General features: G+C 64.8%; 11 protein-coding genes. 4 read left to right on the forward strand and 7 right to left on the reverse strand.

From position 1 onward, the window contains the following. Nucleotides 1-181 precede the first annotated feature (181 nt). Entirely contained in the window at nucleotides 182-2,821 is a 2,640-nt protein-coding gene (locus tag AAHE99_RS02510) for a TonB-dependent receptor (RefSeq protein WP_342114092.1), read from the forward strand. On the opposite strand, the gene udk is transcribed toward AAHE99_RS02510, so the two are convergent. The 4 genes from udk to AAHE99_RS02530 are packed head-to-tail and all read right to left on the reverse strand — an operon-like array spanning nucleotide 2,818 to nucleotide 9,938. Further along, nucleotides 2,818-3,450, reverse strand: coding sequence for a uridine kinase (gene udk / locus AAHE99_RS02515; RefSeq protein WP_342114094.1), 633 nt, complete (start codon nucleotides 3,448-3,450; stop codon nucleotides 2,818-2,820). The two genes, AAHE99_RS02510 and udk, sit on opposite strands and share 4 nt — an antisense overlap. Nucleotides 3,451-3,494: 44 nt before the next feature. After that, a complete protein-coding gene (gene tldD / locus AAHE99_RS02520; protein ID WP_342114095.1) occupies nucleotides 3,495-4,955 on the reverse strand; it encodes a metalloprotease TldD in 1,461 nt (486 codons plus the stop codon). Between the two features lie 37 nt (nucleotides 4,956-4,992). Continuing rightward, nucleotides 4,993-5,790, reverse strand: coding sequence for a carbon-nitrogen hydrolase family protein (locus AAHE99_RS02525; RefSeq protein ID WP_342114096.1), 798 nt, complete (start codon nucleotides 5,788-5,790; stop codon nucleotides 4,993-4,995). Then, a complete protein-coding gene (locus tag AAHE99_RS02530; RefSeq protein ID WP_342114097.1) occupies nucleotides 5,787-9,938 on the reverse strand; it encodes a YhdP family protein in 4,152 nt (1,383 codons plus the stop codon). The genes AAHE99_RS02525 and AAHE99_RS02530 overlap by 4 nt, the downstream gene beginning before the upstream one ends. A 101-nt stretch (nucleotides 9,939-10,039) precedes the next feature. On the opposite strand from AAHE99_RS02530, the gene glnE reads away from it, so the two are divergent. Both glnE and AAHE99_RS02540 read left to right on the forward strand, forming a co-directional pair. Further along, nucleotides 10,040-12,769 (forward strand): bifunctional [glutamate--ammonia ligase]-adenylyl-L-tyrosine phosphorylase/[glutamate--ammonia-ligase] adenylyltransferase, encoded by a 2,730-nt coding sequence (glnE, locus tag AAHE99_RS02535; protein ID WP_342114098.1) that lies wholly within the window; start codon nucleotides 10,040-10,042, stop codon nucleotides 12,767-12,769. A gap of 122 nt (nucleotides 12,770-12,891) precedes the next feature. After that, nucleotides 12,892-15,744 carry a TonB-dependent receptor plug domain-containing protein gene (locus AAHE99_RS02540; protein ID WP_342114099.1) on the forward strand — a complete coding sequence of 951 codons (2,853 nt, stop codon included), beginning with the start codon at nucleotides 12,892-12,894 and terminating at the stop codon, nucleotides 15,742-15,744. A 66-nt stretch (nucleotides 15,745-15,810) separates the two neighbouring features. On the opposite strand, the gene AAHE99_RS02545 is transcribed toward AAHE99_RS02540, so the two are convergent. Next, nucleotides 15,811-16,389, reverse strand: coding sequence for a glutathione S-transferase family protein (locus AAHE99_RS02545; protein WP_342114100.1), 579 nt, complete (start codon nucleotides 16,387-16,389; stop codon nucleotides 15,811-15,813). 91 nt (nucleotides 16,390-16,480) lie between these two features. On the opposite strand from AAHE99_RS02545, the gene AAHE99_RS02550 reads away from it, so the two are divergent. Next, nucleotides 16,481-17,449 (forward strand): helix-turn-helix transcriptional regulator, encoded by a 969-nt coding sequence (locus tag AAHE99_RS02550; RefSeq protein WP_342114101.1) that lies wholly within the window; start codon nucleotides 16,481-16,483, stop codon nucleotides 17,447-17,449. Nucleotides 17,450-17,544: 95 nt separating this feature from the next. Here AAHE99_RS02550 and gap read toward each other — a convergent pair whose 3' ends face one another. After that, nucleotides 17,545-18,555: a type I glyceraldehyde-3-phosphate dehydrogenase gene (gene gap / locus AAHE99_RS02555; protein WP_342114102.1), complete on the reverse strand. Its 1,011-nt coding sequence runs from the start codon at nucleotides 18,553-18,555 to the stop codon at nucleotides 17,545-17,547. 24 nt (nucleotides 18,556-18,579) lie between these two features. Continuing rightward, a complete protein-coding gene (gene tkt, locus AAHE99_RS02560) occupies nucleotides 18,580-20,571 on the reverse strand; it encodes a transketolase (RefSeq protein ID WP_342114103.1) in 1,992 nt (663 codons plus the stop codon). Nucleotides 20,572-20,623: the final 52 nt, after the last annotated feature.

Genomic DNA, 20,623 nt, shown 5'->3' on the forward strand with positions numbered 1-20,623 from the left:
TGGGTTGGAATTGCTAAAGTAAAAAAAGCCGGTAAAGAAGTGCAGACGCATTGTCGAGTTCCGTAAATTTCGACCCACTATAGCAACAGTTATGTACTAATGCAAGCAGCACTGTTAATGCAACAGATTGCATTTCTCCGCGTTACCTCCCAAAATCAGGACAACTTCCTGGGAGAAATCGATGACGCGTTCCATCCTGGTAGCAATCAGTGCCCTCGCCTCCTTGCCAGCAATTGCACAGGAGCAAGTTCCTGAAGAAAAAATGATCCGCGTCGAAGTCACGGGTTCCTCCATCAAGCGGCTGGTATCGGAAACGTCCCAGCCGCTTTCGGTTTTCAAAGCCGAAGAATTCGTGAAGCAAGGGCTGACCACGGCACAGGAGGTGCTGGAGCGCATTCCCGCCAACCAGTCCGGCATGGGCGCCGGCAATGTCGTGGGCGGCAACCTGAGCGGCCTGCCGACCGGCGGCCAGGCGGTGGCCGACCTGCGCGGCCTGGGCGGCGACAAGACCCTGGTGCTGCTGAACGGACGCCGCATCGCCAACCATCCGTATGACGGCGCCAGCGTCGACCTGAACGTGATTCCGGTGGCCGCACTGGAACGGGTGGAAGTGCTGCGCGACGGTGCTTCCGCCATCTACGGTACCGATGCGATTGGCGGCGTGATCAACTTCATCACGCGCCGCTCGGTCATCGGCACCACCCTCACGGCCGAAACCCTGCGGCCGCGCAAGGACGGCGGCACAGAGCGGCGCGCCAACATCGTCATGGGCCAGGGCTCGCTCGATCGCGATGGCTGGAACCTGATGGGCGTACTGGACTGGCAACGGCAGGACGTGCTGACTTCGCAGCAGCGCGAGTTTTCGAAAACCGGCGTGATCCCGGAGCGCGGCCTGAGCGTGGCCGATGGCACTTCCGGCACCACCTTCCCCGGCAACTACTTCGACCCGGTCAGCGAAGCGACCGGCAATCCCGGTTTCGCCACCGGCTGCCTGCCGCCGCTGTCGATCCCGCGCGTATCAAACGGCACCTGCCGCCAGGACTACACGCGCCAGATCGATAACCTGCCCAAGCAGGACCGCGTGGTCTTCTTCGGCAAGGCCGCCGCCAAGCTGGATGCCGTCACCACGGCCAGCCTGGAATACCTGCATTCGCGAAACGACGTGACGTCGCGCACCGCGCCGCCGCCGCAGACCGGCCTGGAGCTTCCGAAAAGCAGCCCCTACTATCCTGGCAATGCCGGCGGCGTACCGGCCCAGCCCGGACTGTCCGGCGAGCCGCTGTCGGTCAACTGGCGCCCCATCGAAGCGGGCCAGCGCCAGATCTTTTCGAAGGGCGAAGGCGACCGCTTCGTGGCCGCGCTGGAAGGCATTGCTGCCGGCTGGGATTACAAGACCGGCCTGAATCACTCCATCAGCAAGTCGGCGGAAAACCTGACTGGCGGCTATGTGCAAGACAGCGGCTTCGCGGCCGGGGTGCGCCACGGCATCCTGAATCCCTTCGGCTTGCAGAACGCGGCCGGACGCGCATACCTGGCCAGTGTCGCGCTGCGCGGCAAGGTGCAGGATGCGAAGAACACATCGACCACGCTGGATGCGAAAGCGTCGCGCGAACTGATGCAGCTGGCAGGCGGCGCCATGGCAATGGCGGTGGGTGCCGAGTGGCGCAAGGAAGACGCCGACTTCAATGTGAACCGCGACATCGCGGGCCAGGCCGCCAGCTCTGGCCTGTCCGGCTCGCAGTCCAAGAGCGGCTCGCGCAATGTGAAGGCTTTGTACGGTGAACTCAGCCTGCCGCTGGTCAAAGACCTGGATGTGCAGGCGGCCGTGCGTTACGACCATTACAGCGATGCGGGCAGCACCACCAATCCAAAGCTGGGCGTGCGCTACCAGCCACACCAGCGCTTGCTGCTGCGCGGCTCGGCCTCCACCGGTTTCCGCGCGCCGACGCTGTTCGAGAAAAATGCGCCGCAGTCGCGCAACGACACCAGCAATTCCTACGACGATCCGATCCTGTGCCCGGGCGGCGTGCCGCAGCCAGGCGCCAACCCGCTGCGCGATTGCGACCTGCAGCAGTTCAAGCTACAGGGCGGCAACCCAGCGCTGACGCCGGAGAAATCGAAGACCTTCGCGGCCGGCGTAGTGTTCGAGGCGATGCGCAACACGACCATCGCGCTGGACTACTGGAACATCAAGCTGAAGGACAAGATCGGCGCGCTGCCGGAGCAGACCATTTACGGCAACTACGCCAAGTACAAGGACCGCTTCCTGCGCTTCCCGGATGGTTCGCCGAATGCGATCCTGGATTTGAACGAGAACCTGGGGCGGGTGAAGACCGATGGCGTGGACCTCAGCGCGACTTTGAGCACGGGCCGCACCGCGTATGGCTCCTTCACCTTGACGCTCGACGGCACCTGGGTGCACAGCTATGAGTACCAGAACGAGCGCGATGGCGCCTATACCCAGAACGTCGCCACCTACGGCGACAACGGCCCGATCCTGCGCTGGCGCCACAACGCGGCGCTGACCTGGCGCGGCGGCAGCTGGAGCGCCACCTTGTCGCAGAACTATAAGACCGGCTACACCGACCAGAACCTGGTGGAGGCGCAGTATTTCAATGAGGTGGACTCTTACCAGCTGTGGAATGTGTCAGCCACCTATACCGGCTGGAAGGGGCTGACGCTGACTGGCGGCGTGAAGAACCTGTTCGACAAGGATCCCCCGTTCACCAACCAGGGCACCTTGTTCCAGAAGGGGTATGACGCGCGCTATGCCGATCCGATTGGGCGCGCGCTGTACCTGCGCGCCGCCTACAGTTTTTAGAGGCCCTGGATCAGGCTGGCAACCTTGGTGGTGATGATATCCACCGCCGGCCCATTGGCGCCATGCGGCAGGATCACGTGCGCATTGCGCTTGGTCGGCTCGATGAACTGTTTGTACATCGGCCGCACCGTCTCCATGTACTGGTTGATCACGCTCTCCGTGCTGCGGCCACGTTCGGCGATATCGCGCTGCAGGCGACGGATAAAGCGCACGTCCGCCGCGGTATCCACGAAAATTTTCAGCGACATCTGCTTGCGCAGGTCCGCATCGTACAGCGCGAACAAGCCCTCGATCACGATCACTGGCGCCGGCTTGACCGTGATGGTCTGGGTGGTCCGGTTATCGATCGAAAAGTCATACACCGGCATCTCAATCGACTGCCCCTCGCGCAGCTTCCGCACGTGTTCGATCATCAGCGGCCAGTCGAACGCATCCGGATGGTCGTAGTTGACCTTGCGCCGGTCTTCGGGAGCCATATGGGTCTGGTCGAGGTAGTAGTCGTCCTGCAGGACGACCGACACCACCTCCGAACCAAAAGACTTCAGCACCTCGCGCGTGACAGTGGACTTGCCACTGCCACTGCCGCCTGCGACACCAATCACGAAGGGTTTATTGTTCGAAGAGCTCATGTGATTTTCGTATCCCGGCAAAAAAACCCGCTATTTTACCCGGTTCAGGCGGTGCCCCCCACCGTCACGCCGTCCAGGCGCAAGGTCGGCTGGCCGACGCCGACCGGCACGCTCTGGCCTTCCTTGCCGCACACACCCACGCCCGGATCCAGTTTCATATCGTTGCCGATCATGGTGATGCGGTTCATCACGTCCGGACCATTGCCGATCAGGGTCGCACCCTTCACAGGATAGGTGACCTTGCCGTCCTCGATCATGTACGCCTCGGATGCCGAGAACACGAACTTGCCGTTGGTGATATCGACCTGGCCGCCGCCGAAATTCACGGCGTAGATGCCGTTCTTCACCGAAGCCAGGATCTCGCCCGGGTCCTTGTCGCCGCCCAGCATGTAGGTGTTGGTCATGCGCGGCATCGGCAGGTGCGCGAACGATTCGCGGCGCGCGTTGCCGGTCACGTTCATCTTCATCAGGCGCGCATTCATGGTGTCCTGGATATAGCCCTTCAGGATGCCGTCCTCGATCAGCGTGGTGCACTGGGTCGGGTTGCCCTCGTCGTCGATGTTCAGCGAGCCGCGGCGGTTCGCCAGCGTGCCATCGTCGACCACGGTCACGCCCTTGGCCGCCACGCGGTCGCCGATGCGGCCGGAGAAGGTCGAAGAACCCTTTCGGTTGAAGTCACCCTCCAGGCCGTGGCCGATCGCCTCGTGCAGCAGGATGCCCGGCCAGCCAGGGCCCAGCACCACAGTCATCGGGCCTGCCGGCGCCGGACGCGAATCCAGGTTCACCAGCGCCGACTTGACCGCGTCAGTCGCGTACTGGTCCAGCAGCGCATCGGTGAAGTAGCCATAGTCATAGCGCCCGCCGCCGCCGGAGGAACCGACTTCGCGGCGGCCATCCTGTTCCACGATCACGGTCACCGATACGCGCACCAGCGGACGGATATCGGCCGCCAGCACGCCGTCGCTGCGCACCACCAGCACCACATCGTATTCGCCGGCCAGGCCAGCCATCACCTGCACCACGCGCGGGTCCTTGGCGCGCGCCATCTTCTCCACGCGCTCCAGCAGCTTGACCTTGGACGCCGCATCCAGCGACACCAGCGGGTCATGCGGCATGTACAGCGAACGGCCGCCCACCGGCGTCATCTTGCCGGCCACCTTGATCTTGCCGGCGCCGGCGCGCGCGATAGTGCGCGTGGCAGCCGCCGCATCCAGCAGCGCGGATTCGGAAATCTCATCGGAGTAGGAGAAGGCGGTCTTGTCGCCCGACACGGCGCGCACACCGACACCCTGGTCGATCGAGAACGAACCGGTTTTCACGATGCCCTCTTCCAGGCTCCAGCCCTCGTTCTTGGTGAACTGGAAGTACAGGTCGGCGTAGTCGACCTTATGCGTGAACATGCTGCCCAGTGCTTTCAGCAGCTTGCCTTCGTCCAGGCCAAATGGCGTCAGCAGGATATCTTTGGCGGCCGCCATGGCAGTCAGGTTGGGGTCGAATGGTTTCATATTAGAAAAATTCTTTTAGTTGGCTCTTAACCGGATTTTAGAGGATTCGGTGCTTCAGCGCAGGCAGGCTTTCGCGCACGCCGTGGACAAACTGCGGATCGAGTTCGCCCGCTATCACGCCCTCGCCTTCCGCCAGCACGGCCTTGATTTCGCCCCATGGGTCGATCAGCATCGAATGGCCCCAGGTGCGGCGGCCGTTGACGTGGGTGCCGCCCTGCGCCGCCGCCAGCACGTAGCACTGGTTTTCGATGGCGCGTGCGCGCAGCAGGATTTCCCAGTGCGCCTTGCCAGTCGTGTAGGTAAAGGCGGCCGGCACGACGATCAGGTCGAGCGGGCCCATGGCACGGTACAGCTCTGGGAAGCGCAGGTCGTAGCAGACCGACATGCCGACCTTGCCCACCGCCGTTTCCACGGTGCCAACCGTCTTGCCCGGCACGATGGTGCGCGCTTCGTCGTAGGACTCGGAGCCCTTGGTGAAGCCGAACAGGTGGATCTTGTCGTAACGGCCAACATGCTTGCCCTGCGGATCGTAAACCAGCGTGGTATTGATGACACGCTCAGGATCGTCGGACGCCAGCGTCAGCGTGCCGCCCAGCAGCCAGATGCCATGCTCGCGCGCCATGGCCGTCATGAAGTCCTGGATCGGGCCCTGGCCCAGCGGTTCCGCCTTGGCCACCTTGTCGCTGTCGCTCATGCCCATGATGGCCCAGTATTCGGGCAGCAGCACCAGCTTGGCGCCCTTGGCGGCGGCCTCGCCGACCAGACGGCGCGCGGTGGCGATATTCTCTTCCACGACAGGGGTGGAAACCATCTGGACTGCAGCTACTTTGGTCATGGTGTCGGCTCCTTCGGGTTCTCTAGTTTGGTGATGACAGGGGCCTTCCACGGCCCGGTCACCTGCATCTGGTAGGTCAGCGCCTTCATCACCGGCGCGCTCAGGAACAGCTGCGCCAGATAGCTGCCCAGGCCGATCACCGGGTTTACCGCCAGCGCATACACCAGCGGCGCGGTACCCAGGTTGACCTGCGGGATCACCACCACATGCAAGTTGGTCGATTCATTGGCGATGTCGGCGGTGCCGTCCATCAGCACGGTGGCCTGCACCCCGTGCATCTTCAGGTTCTCGGTTTTTGCGATGCCACGGTTGATGGTGGCGTTGGCGGTAATGCCGTCGAACTGCAAGCCTTCCGAGAACACGTCGTTGAAGTCCAGTTTCAGCAGGCGCGGCAAGGCTTGCAGGCTCAGCACGCCGAGCAGCTTGGCCGCGCCCGGGTCCTGCTTCAGGAACTGGCCCTTCTCCACATTCAGCGCCAGCGAGCCCGACAGGCTTGGCAAATCCATGTGGTAAGGCAAGCCCTTCCAGCTGACATCGCCGCTCAGCTTGCCCTTGCCGTTGCGCAGGGTATCGGCAAAGCCGAAGCGCTCCAGTAGCTTGCCGGCGTTGTGGATGTCCATATTGAAGTTCAGCGAGGTATTGTGCTGGCCATCCTTGGTCTGCCAGCGCCCGGTGCCGTGCAGCTCGCCGTCGGCATTGGCCAGCGACAGCTTGCTGATGCGCCACTCGCGCGCCGACGTGATCAGGGCGTTATAGGCGTGCAGTTCAAGCTGGCCCAGCGGCTTGTTGAACCATTCCAGGCGCTCCACTTCGATATCCAGCGCCGGGATGGTCGGCGAGGTGGTCGAGCTTTCCAGCAGGTCCTTCACCTCGCCCGCCTGCGATTCGGGGATGACCAGCGACGACAGGCGCGCGGTGACCTTGCCGACGCCCTTGCCGGTGGCCGACTCGTTCCAGGTCACGTAGCCGACCGCCTGCTGCGAATCGATGCTGGCCTGCCACACGCCCTTGCTGTGCGTGGTGCCCACCACGACGTTATCCAGCTTGCGTTCGCCGACGATCAGCTCGGTGGCGCGCGCCGCCATGGTTTCCGGCACCACGTATTGCGAGACGTCGGCGCTCTCGGGCGCGCCCGGCGCGGCCGGCGTGGCGGGCGCCGCGCCGGCGATCTCGCTGGCCAGTTCGATCCAGTGGTCGACGTTGAGCGACTTCAGGCTGGCGTTGATCATCAGGCCGCTGTCCGGCTCCGGCGCCGGCACATTCACGCCGATACCGCCGTTCACCAGCTTCCACGGGCCCTTGTTGACGCGCTGGCGGTGGTAGCGCGCCGCGTAAGCCTGGCCCAGCGTGATGCGGATGTCGTCGCGCGCCACGCCGGCCGTGTCGGTGCCCAGGCCGTTCAGCTGGAAATGCACCGGCATGGCATCGGCCGCCGTTTTTTTCAGCGGCGCCGGGAAGTCCAGGCTGGCGCCCTGCATGGTGGAGTCCACCACCACTTCGTACTTGTGGTCGCGCGCCGTGATCAGGCCGCTGAATTTGGCGCTGCCGCCCAAGTGGTTGGCCAGGCGCTGCATGGCCGCCGACGGATACTGCTTGCGCAAGCCGTCCACCGTCGCCGTGCCGCCGATGCGCACCTGGATGCTGCCATCCTTCTGGCTGCCGCCGGTCACCGTCAGCGGGCCGCCCAGCAAACTGCCGCCCAGGTTGTTCAGGTTGACGCCTTTTTCATTGAATTCGATCTTGCCGGTGGCGCCGGCCACAGTCGGCATGTCGTGCCACAACACGATATCGTTGCCCTGCAATTGCAGCGTGCCCTGCACTTTCGACTCGACCAGGCGCGCCAGCGGCAGGTGCAGTTTCAGGCCCAGGCGGGCGTTGGCGCTGGCCGTGGTTTCGTCGGTAAAGTGGCCGATCCACTCCAGCACCGGGCTGGCCGCCACGTACTTGAGGAAGTCCTGCATCGGGCCGGCGGCGGTGCCGTCGATATCAAGCAGGCTGTCGTGGTGGTACAGGTCGGCGATCACCGCCTTCACATTGCTCAGGGCCAGGCCGGCCGTGCGCGCGGTGTCGGCCTTGATCACCATGCTGCTGCGGTCGAAGGCGATGCTGCCGCGCACCTTTTCCAGGATCGGCCAGACCGGGCTCTTGCCGTCCTTGGCGAAATGGCCCGGCTCGTAATTCAGGCGGCCATCGACGATGCGGCCGGCGATGCGGAATTCGCCGCGCGCCTTGTCCGGCGTGCCTTCCTGGAACGGGAAGTGGGACAGGTCGCCGCGCAGGCGCAGCGTGGTGTCGCGCAGCATGCCGTCTTCCAGCGCGCCGACCAGCCAGTGGCGGGTATGCTCCGGCGTCTGCTTCGGCAGGTAGTGGCCGATACGGTTGATGGTGAAATTATCGAGGCTGCCGGTGAAGTCGGACGTGCCGGGGCCCTTCGCGCCCGGGCCGCGCGGCAGCACGTGGCTGCCGGCCAGCTTGAGCTTCATGCCGTCCTGCACCAGGTCCAGCTGCTCCAGTTTGACGGCCAGCTGTTTGGCGTCGGCCAGCGACCAGCTGCCGTTCAGTTTGAACTGTTCGAACACCATCGGCGCATCGTCGAACCAGGCCGGCATGGACAAGGTAAAGCCGGGCGCGTCCAGCGCCACGCTGCCGCCCTGCTGGCCGGCCTCCACATGACCGCTCAGCTTGTCGAAGCCGGGAATGTTCGGCAGCGCCGGGATCGGCAGCACCTTGGGCCCGCGCGGTACGGCGGGACGGGCGGCCAGTGCTTCCATGCCCAGCGCTTCCAGGTCGGCGCGCAGCTTGTAGTCCTTGGCGGTGGACAGCGGACCGCGCCACTCCGCCACCAGGTTGCGCACGCGGCCGCGCGGCGCCGCATCGGCCAGCAGCTTGCGCTGCGCCTGCGGCAGCGGCAGGCGGGTCGCCAGCTCGGACAGGATGGTCAAGTCCAGCGCCGACGCCTTCACCTCGGTCCAGGTCGGCGCATTGGCCGCCATCACATGGCGCGCCGAAGCGCTGGTGGGCGCCAGCTCGACACCGTCGCGGGTGCGCAGCGAAAAGTCCTTCAGTTCCATGCTGCGCGTCACCGCCGCCGGCGCGGAGGAAGTCGGCACCAGGGTGGCGGCGCGTTCCTCGCTGGCGGACACGCGGCCGCGCAGCGAAGCCACGTCCAGCTGCGGCAAATCCTTGCCCAGCGTGGCCACCACGTCGTCCAGCACCACATCGGCGGTAATGGCGGTCGGGCGCGCATGGTCGACCGCCAGCCAGGCGCGTACGCCGCCGCGCGCCGACTGCACGTCCAGCTTGCCCGGCAGGTAAGGCTTCCAGGCCGCCAGGTCGGCGCGGCTCAGCTGGGCGTACAGCTCGCCCTTCCACAATTTGACTTCGGAAATACGGGAAAACGCCGGGTGGCTGAAATCGGCCCGCACATCGAGCGGCGCGGCCATGGCGGCCGGCGGCGTGGCCTTGAAGGCGAACTGGTGGCGGCGCCACTTGTTCAGCATCAGGGCGGTAACGTTGTCCAGCTGCAGCGGCGGCGCGCCGCGCTGCAGGTCGGTCCAGGTGATGCGGCCATCGCGCACCGCCACTTCGCGCTGCGCCAGCAGCCAGTCGGCGCTGCGGCCATCGCCCTTGCGGTCGAGATCGATGAACATGCCGGCCGCGTACAGCTTGCCGTCCACGTCGCGCCGCACGTCCACCTCGGGCCGGTGGAATTCCAGCGATTCAAAGCGCAGGCCGCCGGCCGGCACGCTCCACCACGACAGCGTGGCCGACACGCTTGGCAGGAGCAGGGCCTGCTGGCCGCGCGCGTCGCGCATGACCACATCGCCCAGGATCAGTTGCGGGCGCAGGCCCTTCCAGGAAGCGTAAATGCGGGCGATGGTGACCGGCTTGCCGACCGCCTGGGTGGCCAGGCGCTCGATATCGGGCTTGTAGTGGTCGATATTCGGCAGGACCACCCAGCGCAGCGACAAGAACAGGATGGTGAAGGCGAAGTACAGCAGCAGCACCAGCTTGACGGTGAAACCGAGCACATGGTGCGTGGCCAGGTTCCAAAAGCGATAGGCGGCCTGCAGGCGATGCCAGCGCTCTTTCAGCGGGGCCTCGACTGCCTCGATCTGCTCTACCAGGTTGTCCTTCAATACACTCAAGCCAGGCCCTTATCAATACAGCATTTTACCGCACCGTCTCTTCAATCTATGTTCCAATAGGCATGGTTTTGCAGCGTTTTTACACTATCTAACACCTGTCAATGAGCACTTCCGCCCTCGTTTCCGCGTCCCGCTTCTACCAGCGCTGGCTGGCTGCCGATCCATCCCGCCAGGCTAAAGTTGATTCCCTAGCGCAATTATCGCTTGCCTCGCTGGATTTTGCTGATGTTTTGGCAAGCGAACAGGGGGAGCTGCCGCTGCAGCGCGGCATGCGCCGCCTGCGCAACCTGGTGCTGGCCGCCCTGATCCGGCGCGACCTGGAGGGCAAGGCCGACCTGGACGAAGTGGTCACCACCATGACGCGCCTGGCCGACTTTGCCATCACCCGCCACCTGGCCGAACTGGACGCCGCCATGCGCGCCAACCACGGGGTACCGATCGGCCACGAAACAGGGACGGAACAAGTGTTGATGGTGCTGTCGATGGGCAAAGGCGGCGGCGGCGAGCTGAACGTCTCGTCCGATATCGACCTGATCTTCGTCTACCCGGAAGACGGCGAGACGGCGGCCGGTCCCGGCCAGCGCCAGCTGTCCAACCACGAATACTTTGTCCGCCTCGGCAAGCAGCTGATCGCCGCGATTTCCGAAATCACCGAAGACGGCTTCACCTTCCGCGTCGACATGGCGCTGCGCCCGAACGGCGCCTCCGGCCCGCTGGCCGCCAGCCTGGGCATGGTGGAGAACTACCTGATCGTGCAGGGCCGCGAATGGGAGCGCTACGCCTGGGTCAAGGCGCGCGCCGTGACCGGCCGCGCCGAAGACATCGCCGCGCTGGACGCCATCGTGCGTCCATTCTGCTTCCGCCGCTACCTCGACTTCGGCGTGATCGACGCCATCCGCTCGATGCACGCCCAGATCCGCGCCGAAGTGGCGCGCCAGGAGCGGCTGCATCCCGAGCGCAGCCACAACGTCAAGCTGGGCCGCGGCGGCATCCGCGAAATCGAATTCCTGGCCCAGGTGTTCCAGTTGATCCGCGGCGGCCGCGACCCGCAGCTGCGCGGCCGCTCCACGCGCGGCACCCTGCGCCTGCTGCCGGAAAAAGCCCTGCTGTCGCCCGAGGTGGTGGCGCGCCTGATGGACGCCTACACCTTCCTGCGCAACCTCGAGCACCGCCTGCAATACATCGACGACGCCCAGACCCACACCTTGCCGCCCAACGACACCGACCGCCTGGCCGTGGCGCAGATGATGGGCCTGCCCGACGTGGCGACCCTGATGGCCGACATGGACGCCCACCGCCAATACGTGGCGGAGCAGTTCGACGCCATCTTCGCCGACAAGAATGGCAACGGCAACGACGACGTCGATCCCGCCACCAGCAATGAATGCGCCGACCCCGACAACCGCGAAGCCATCGAAGCGCGCTTTGCCAGCCTGGGCTACGACGACCCGGCCGCCGCCGCGCAGCGCCTGATCGCCACCTGGCAGGCGCCCAAGCTGGCCAGCCTGCCCGACGCCAGCCGCCAGCGCCTGGTCGCGCTGGTCAACGCCGCCCTGCCCCAGATTGCGCGCGCCGCCGAACGCAATAGCGCCGGCACCAAGCTCGGCACACTGGGCCGCCTGCTCGACTTCCTGGAAGCGATTTCGCGCCGCTCATCCTACCTGTCGCTGCTGACCGAGTACCCGCACACGCTGGAACGCGTGATCACCATGATGCACGCCAGCGGCTGGGCCGCCAAATTCCTGACCCAGCACCCGATCCTGCTGGACGAATTGCTGGACGACCGCATCCTGAGCGCCACCTTCGACCCGGCCGCCGCCGCCGCCGAACTGGAGCGCCAGCTGGCCACCGCGCCCGGCGACACCGAGCGCCAGCTCGACATCCTGCGCGAAGTGCACCACGCCCAGCTGTTCCACCTGCTGGCGCAAGACCTGGCCGGCTCGCTGACGGTGGAAAAACTGGCCGACCACCTGAGCGCCCTGGCCGACGTGATCGTCGCCGCCGTGATCAAGGCCGCCTGGCAGACCATCGCCAAGCGCCACCTGGAAGTGCCGAAGTTCGCCGTCATCGCCTATGGCAAGCTGGGCGGCAAGGAACTGGGCTATGTGTCCGACCTCGACGTCATCTTCCTGTTCGACGACGAAGACCAGGACGCGCCCGGCCTGTACGCCAAGCTGGCGCAGCGCTTCATTACCTGGATGACCTCGCACACCTCGGCCGGCATCCTGTTCGACATCGACACCGCGCTGCGGCCCGATGGCGCCAGCGGCATGCTGGTGTCCAGCGTCGGCTCGTTCGAGAAATACCAGCACGCCTCGGCCTGGCTGTGGGAGCACCAGGCCCTGACGCGCGCCCGCTTCTGCGCCGGCGACGCCGCGATCGGCGAGCGCTTCGAACAGATCCGCTGCCAGGTGCTGCGCAAGGAACGTCCCGACGCCGCCGCGCTGAAACAGGAAGTGCTGGCCATGCGCCAGAAAATGCGCGACGCGCGCCCCAACCGCAGCGAGCTGTTCGACCTCAAGCAGGATGAGGGCGGCATGATCGACATCGAGTTCATCGTGCAATACCTGGTCTTGCAGCATTCGGCACAGTACCCCGAGCTGACCGGCAACATCGGCAATATCGCCCTGCTGCACCTGGCCGGCCAGCTGGGCCTGGTGGATGCCGTCCTGGCAGGCGCGGTTGCCGACGCTTACCGCGACATGCGGCGCTGGCAGCACCAGTTGCGCCTGCAGGGCCAGGACCAGTCGCGGGTGGCGCCGGAGAAAGCGGCACAGCACGCCAAAAACGTCAGTGCCTTGTGGGAACGTATATTCCACGCGACGCCGTGACACAGTATTACGCTGTTTTTCGCGCAAACTTATTGAACTTGAAACGTCCTCACGTAGATTGATAGCTAGGACCGTGCACCGACGCACGGTCCCATGCGTGTCAAACCTATGGGAGAACAATAGTGAAGCGAATCCTGCCGAAACGCAGCGTCATCGCAGTAGCGTTGACCCTGCCAGTCTCTTCCCTCCTGCTGGCGCAGGAAGCGGCCGACAAACCGGTCCCCAAAGTGATCGTCACGGGGTCCAATATTGCACGAATCGATACGGAAACTTCCACGCCGGTGCAGATCATCCGGCAGCAGGACATCAAGCGCCTGGGCGTGACCTCGGTCAAGGAGTTGATGGACACCCTGACCTCGTCCGACCGCTCGGCCCTGTCCGACGTGGGCGGCAGCAATTCCTTCGCCGGCGGCGCGTCCTCGGTGTCGCTGCGCGCGCTCGGCAAGCAATCCACGCTGGTGCTGCTGAACTCGCGGCGCGTGGCGCCCTACCCGCTGGCCGACTATAACGAAGTCTTCACCAACCTCGACACCTTGCCGCTTGACGCCGTCGAGCGGGTCGAAATCCTGCGCAATGGCGGCTCCTCGATCTACGGCTCCGACGCGGTGGCCGGCGTGATCAACGTGATCACCCGCTCCGACTACCGCGGCCTGACCGCCAGCGGCAGCTTCACCCGCTCGCTCGAACAGCAGATGATACGCAACGGCACCGTCAGCGTGACCGGCGGCATGGGCGACCTGGATACCGACCGCTACAACATCCTGGCCAACGTCGAGTACTACAAGCGCAACGGCGTGTTCTGGCGTGAAGTGGTGGACGACATCAACCCCACCTACGGCGAATACTTCGGCGCGGTGGCGCCGGGCAGCGGCCTGATGTTCGGCAACCGCGGCCTGCCCTCCACCTTCAGCTTTCCCGGCAACCTGCTCGGCCAGGGCCCGCTGCCCGGCTGCACCACCCGGAATGCCGGCGGCCTGTGCGTGTACGACCGCTTCAGCCGCTTCCAGGCCACGCCGGGCGCCGAGCGCGTCAACAGCCTGATCTCGGGCCGCTTCAAGGTCAGCGACACGACGGAAGCCTTTGCCGAGCTGCTGTATTCGCACACCACCACCGACTACGGCGGCGCCTTCGCCACCTATGGCTCCACCAGCTTCGACGCGGTGTGGGGCGACCCCAGTACCGGCCAGTCGCGCACTTTCGTCTACCGCTACCTGCCGGCCACCCACCCGCTAAACCAGAGCGGCGAAGAACTGGAACTGCGCTACCGCTTTGCCGACGACCCGTCCTACCGCAAATCCACCAGCGACCAGTACCGCGCGCTGACCGGCCTGAAAGGCACGCTGGCCAATAAATGGGAATGGGAAGCGGCCCTCGGCGTGATGGGCGGCAAGACCAAGGACCGCAGCCGCGGCGGCTTCTTCAGCGACAGCGGCTTCAAGCAGGTGATCGGCGACTACAACATCGACGACCCGCTGTTCTTCAACCGCGAGTACAAGCTGGGGCAGATGAACAGTGCCGCCGTGATCGACAAGCTGTTCCCGGAAAACGGCTACGACGGCAAGATCACCCAGACCTTCATCGACCTCAAGGCCAGCGGCCAGGTGGCCAGCGTGGCCGGGCGGCCGGTGATGATGGCGATCGGCGGCGACGTGCGGCACGAGAAGATCCGCATCTCGCCGACGGCCAACCTGCTGGCTGGCGATATCGTCAGCAACGGCGCCTCCGCCGCCAATGCCAGCCGCACCAATGAGTCGATCTTCGCCGAGGTCAATGTCCCCGCGCTGGAGAAGCTGGAACTGGTCGGCGCCGCGCGCTACGACAAGTTCCCCGGCTTTAGCGGCAGGTTCTCGCCCAAGGTCGCCGCGCGCTGGCAGGCCGCCGAATCGTTCCTGCTGCGCGCCACGCTGGAGTCCGGCTTCCGCGCCCCCAACCTGACCGAGAGCGCACCGTCCAGCAAATTCGCCTTCGACAATGGCGTGACCGACCCCAAACGCTGCGACCAGGCGCAGGCGCTGGCCAACGACTTGCGCAACCAGGCCGACGCCCTGCCACCCACCGACCCGAACGCAGCCGTGCTGCTGGCGCGCGCCGATATCGTGGAAGGCAATGAGTGCGCCGGCGGCATCGCCTCCATCGTGCGCAACAACCCCAACCTGAAGCCGGAAACTTCGCGCAGCGGCACCATCGGCTTTGTGCTGGAGCCGGTCAAAGGCACCTCGATTGCGATGGACTACTTCCACATCGAGCGCAAGAACGAAATCGGCCTGAAGAACACATCCGAACTGCTGTCGGCCGAAGACTCGCTGCAACCGGGCATCGTCAACCGCCTGCCGCTCGCGCAGGACAAGACCTTCAGCGCCGCCGAGCGCGCGCTGTATGGCGTGACGGTGGGACCGCTGTCGTCCACCTCCGGCATGTTCGAGAACGTATCGAAGACCCGCACCAGCGGTGTCGACGTCGGCCTCGGCTCGCGCTTCAACGTACCGGTGGGACGGCTCGACATCAACGGCAACGCCACCTACCTGCTCGACCTGCGCAACTTCGCACCGACGCGCAACGGCGGCAGCTGGGGCGACAACCTGGCCGGCCGCTACGGCTACTCCAAGTTCACCGCCAACCTGATGGCGGCGCTGACCACCGGCGCCTTCAACAACAGCCTGCGCCTGGTGTATTTCAGCCCGCAAAAGCTGCAAGGCGACTACTTCGACGAGGAGTACACCAAGGAAGGCTGCGAAGCCAACGAATGGGGACCGGGCGTGTGCCGCGTCGGCTCGGAAGTACGCTGGGACTACAACCTCAGCTACACCGGCATCAAGAACCTGACCTTGGCGCTCAACATCCGCAACCTGTTCGACCAGCGCCCGCCGCTTGACCTGAAAGCCTTCAACCGCGACGGCGGCGGCATCATCCCGCAAAACCTGGACGACGTCGCCGGCCGCCGCATCCGCCTCACGGCCGAGTACCGCTTCCAATAAGCCGAATAAGCCGCACTGTCCAGCCCGTGTCCCACCATGGGGTCACACCCCAAGTGGGACACGAGCTCAAGCGGCAAGGGGGAGTTGCTCGACGCTTGCGCTGCCGAGATAGCGGCCACTGCTGACGGCCGGGCGCCGGGTTTCGATGGCGTCGGCAAAGAACACGGCAGGATCGGCGTGCAATTCGCTGACGTGCCGCTGCAATGCCGGGTAGGCATCCAGGTTCAGGCCCGACTCGCGCTGCGCCCAGCGCACCACCGCCACCAGGCAAGCATCGGCAACGGTACGCTTGCACCCATCCAGCCATTCCTGCCCGCTCAATGCCTCATCCAATGCAGCGCATGTCATGGCCATGCGTTCCGTGCCCGCATCGAACCCTTCGTGCAAATAATCCAGCAGCGACGCCAGCTTGCGCGCCTCCGCCGTGCCGTCGCGGTAGCCTAGCAAGCAACGGCGCTGCTGGCCGATATGCTGCAGGATGGCGCGGCAGTCGCGCAGCAGCTTGCCGCCGTTTTGCAGCACCGGCACCGGCAGACCCGGCAAATCGACCTGCACCAGCCGATACGGCCGGCACAGCCACTCCAGGGCGACGATCACGCCGAACGCGCAGCCATTCGATGGGCCGTGATACAGGATGGTTTCCATATGCCTCTCTCTTTTTCTTGTTGGGGATGAGGCATTGTCTGATCAATATAGGACAATATCCGCCCTGTTTCCGTGCAAAAATAGCAGCATCATGTCGAAACCAGCCATCAAAGCCCTGTCCATCCTCGAACTGCTGCAAAGCCAGCGCCAGATTTCGGGGGCGGAAATGTCGGACCGCCTCGGCATCGACCGCCGCACCCTGCGGCGCTATATCGCCATGCTGGAAGAGTTGGGTATCCCGATCACCGCCGAGCGCGGGCGCTATGGCGGCTATATGCTGGTCCCAGGCTTCAAGCTGCCGCCGCTGATGTTCACCAACGATGAAGCCTCGGCCGTGGCGCTGGGCCTGATGGCGGTGCGCTCGCTGCGCCTGGCCGACACCGCGCCGGCCGTGGCCAGCGCCCAGGCCAAGCTGGAGCGCGTGATGCCGCCCGCCCTGCAGGGCAGCGTGCAGGCGCTGCGCGAAACCGCCGTACTCGATACGCCCGAGCAGCGCTGGAGCTACAGCGGCGCCGCCCGCCCTGCCCTGACCGGCGAACTGACCTCGCTGGCCCTGGCCGCCCAGACCCAGCACCGCGTCACCTTCCGCTACACTCCGCAGGACGGCGAGTCGATGCGGCGCGAGTTCGACCCCTACGGCCTGGTATTCAGCCACACGCGCTGGTATGTGGTGGGCATGTGCCGGTTGCGGCTGGCGATCCGCTCGTTCCGCCTGGACCGCATCGCCGAGGTGGCCGAAACCGGCGATGTATTCGACAAACCCGACAGCTTCGACGCCGCCGCCCAGTTGCAGCACGCCATGGCCACCTTGCCGCGCCCGCTGCCGGTACGCGTGCTGCTGCACACCGACCTGGCCAGCGCCGCGCGCGAAGTGGGCCGCTATATCGGCCCGCTGCAGGAAGCGGACGGCGGCGTGCGGCTGCAAACCACCACCACCAGCTACAGCTGGTTCGCCCGCCTGCTGGCCTCGTTCAACTTCGACTTCACCATCGAAGGCCCGGAAGAATTGCGCGACGCCGTGCGCGCGGAAGCACAGCGCCTGGCCCGACTTGCCGGCTGATTGCATTACAGCTTGAGCAAAATTCAGACCTGGCGCCGAATTTAACCCAAAAAAAAGCGCCCCGCAGGGCGCTTTCGATGGCGATAAAGCCAGGATTACTTGGCGTTCATCAGCGCCACGGTGGTGTCCAGCATGCGGTTGCTGAAGCCCCACTCGTTGTCGTACCAGGACGAAACCTTCACCAGGCGGCCCGACACTTTGGTCAGGGTGGCGTCGAAGTTCGACGATGCCGGGTTGTGGTTGAAGTCCACGGACACCAGTGGCTCGGTGTTGTAGGTCAGCACGCCTTTCAGTGGGCCTTCAGCAGCGGCCTTCATCAGGGCGTTAACTTCGTCCACGGTGGTGTCGCGCTTGGCGATGAAGGACAGGTCAACGATCGACACGTTGATGGTCGGCACGCGGATCGCGAAGCCGTCCAGCTTGCCGTTCAGTTCTGGCAGCACCAGGCCAACCGCGGCAGCGGCGCCGGTCTTGGTCGGGATCATGGACTGGGTGGCGGAACGGGCGCGGCGCAGGTCTTCGTGCATCACGTCGGTCAGCACCTGGTCGTTGGTGTAAGCGTGCACGGTGGTCATCAGGCCGGTTTCCAGGCCGATGGCGTCGTGCAGTGGCTTGACCAGCGGGGCCAGGCAGTTGGTGGTGCAGGAGGCGTTCGAGATCACGGTGTCCGAAGCCTTCAGCACGCCGTGGTTCACGCCGTACACGACGGTCGCGTCAACGTCCTTGCCGCCCGGTGCGGAGATGATCACCTTCTTGGCGCCGCCTTTCAGGTGGGCCGAAGCTTTTTCCTTGGTGGTGAAGAAGCCGGTGCACTCCAGCACCACGTCCACGCCCAGCTCGCCCCATGGGATCTCTGCCGGGTTGCGCTGTGCGAATACGCGGATCTTGTCGCCGTTCACAATCATGTTGTCGCCTTCCACCGTGACGGTGCCAGGGAACTTGCCGTGGGCGGTGTCGTAGCGGGTCAGGTGCGCGTTGGACTCAGCATTGCCCAGGTCGTTGATCGCCACGATCTGGATGTCCTGCTTTTTGCCGCCTTCGTAGAAAGCGCGCAGCACATTGCGGCCGATGCGGCCATAACCGTTGATTGCTACTTTGATCGTCATGCTCTTTACTCCTGATGATAGAAATTAGATGACTGCTTTGACCTTCGCCACGACATTCTCGACCGTGAAGCCGAAGTGCTTGAACAGCACGCCGGCCGGTGCGGATTCGCCGAAGGTGTCGATACCAACCACTGCGCCTTCCAGGCCAACATACTTGTACCAGAAAGCGGTAACGCCTGCTTCAATCGCCACGCGCGGCAGGCCCTTGGTCAGCACGGATGCCTTGTAGGCAGCGTCCTGGCGGTCGAACACGTCGGTCGATGGCATGGACACCACGCGCACCGGGGTGCCGGCGGCCTTCAGTTCGGCGGCGGCTTTCATGGCCAGTTCCACTTCGGAACCGGTGGCGATCAGGATGGCCTTGGCGCCTGGCTCGTCGGACAGCACGTAGCCGCCCTTGGCGACGTTGGCGATGGCTTCCGCAGAACGCTCGATGAACGGCAGGTTCTGGCGCGAGAAGATCAGGGTCGAAGGACCGTCGGCGCGCTTCACCGATTCGCCCCATGCAACCATGGATTCGACGGTGTCGGCTGGACGCCAGTTGTCCAGGTTAGGGATCAGGCGCAGCGAGGACACGTGCTCCACCGACTGGTGGGTCGGGCCGTCTTCGCCCAGGCCGATCGAGTCGTGGGTGAACACGAACAGGGAACGCTGCTTCATCAGCGCAGCCATGCGCAGTGCGTTGCGGCTGTAGTCGGCGAAGGTCAGGAAGGTGGCGCCGAACGGGATGTAGCCGCCGTGCAGGGCAACGCCGTTCATGATCGCGGCCATGCCGAATTCACGCACGCCGTAGTTGATGTGGTTGCCTGGCACGCCGGAACGCACAGCGACGCATTCCTTCCAGTTGGTCAGGTTGGAGCCGGTCAGGTCGGCCGAGCCGCCCAGGAATTCCGGCAGCACTGGCGCCAGGGCCTGGATCGCGTTCTGCGATGCCTTGCGGGTGGCGATGGTTTCTTTCTTTTCGACGCAGGCGGCGATGGCGGCGTCCAGGGTTGCCTGGAAGTTGCCTGGCAGTTCGCCCTTCATGCGGCGGGTCAGTTCAGCAGCTTCGGCCGGGTACTTGGCGGTGTATTCCGCGAACATGGCGTTCCACTGGCCTTCGAACTTCTCGCCTTCGGCCTTGAAGTTCCAGGCTTCAACCACGTCGTGCGGCACGTCGAACGGCTCGGCGCCCCAGGAGATGTACTCGCGCACTGCGGCGATCTCTTTCTCGCCCAGCGGTGCACCGTGCACCTTGTCGCCGCCCTGCAGGTTCGGCGAGCCCTTGCCGATGATGGTCTTGCAGCACACCAGGGTTGGCTTGTCGGATTTCTTGGCCGCTTCGATCGCTGCGGAAACGGCGGCAACATCGTGGCCGTCCACGTTCTTGATCACGTTCCAGCCGTAGGATTCGAAACGCTTAGGGGTGTCGTCGGTGAACCAGCCTTCGACCTTGCCGTCGATGGAGATGCCGTTGTCGTCGTACAGGGCGATCAGCTTCTTCAGGCCCAGGGTACCGGCCAGCGAGCACACTTCGTGCGAGATGCCTTCCATCAGGCAGCCGTCGCCCAGGAAGGCGTAGGTGTAGTGGTCGACCACGTCGAAGCCAGGCTTGTTGAATTCGGAAGCCAGCAGCCATTCAGCCAGCGCCATGCCGACCGCGTTGGCGATACCCTGGCCCAGCGGGCCGGTGGTGGTTTCCACGCCTGGGGTGTAGCCCACTTCCGGGTGGCCCGGGGTCTTGGAGTGCAGCTGGCGGAAGGCCTTCAGGTCGTCCATCGATACGTCGTAACCCGACAGGTGCAGCAGCGCGTAGTGCAGCATCGAGCCGTGGCCGTTGGACAGCAGGAAGCGGTCGCGGTTGACCCAGGCTGGGTTGGTCGGGTTGTGGCGGTGATGACCGCTCCACAGTGCTACAGCGATCTCAGCCATGCCCATTGGCATGCCTGGGTGGCCGGAATTGGCCTTCTGTACAGCGTCCATTGCCAGCGCACGGATTGCGTTGGCCATTTTGGTGAAGGGGAGCGAAGTTTTCATCGTGTATCGAGGAAGGTTGAGTATTTGGTGCACTGCGGCAGGCGCCGCTTTT

The organism is Pseudoduganella sp. OTU4001 (genome assembly GCF_038440195.1).
Lineage (GTDB): Bacteria > Pseudomonadota > Gammaproteobacteria > Burkholderiales > Burkholderiaceae_D > Rugamonas.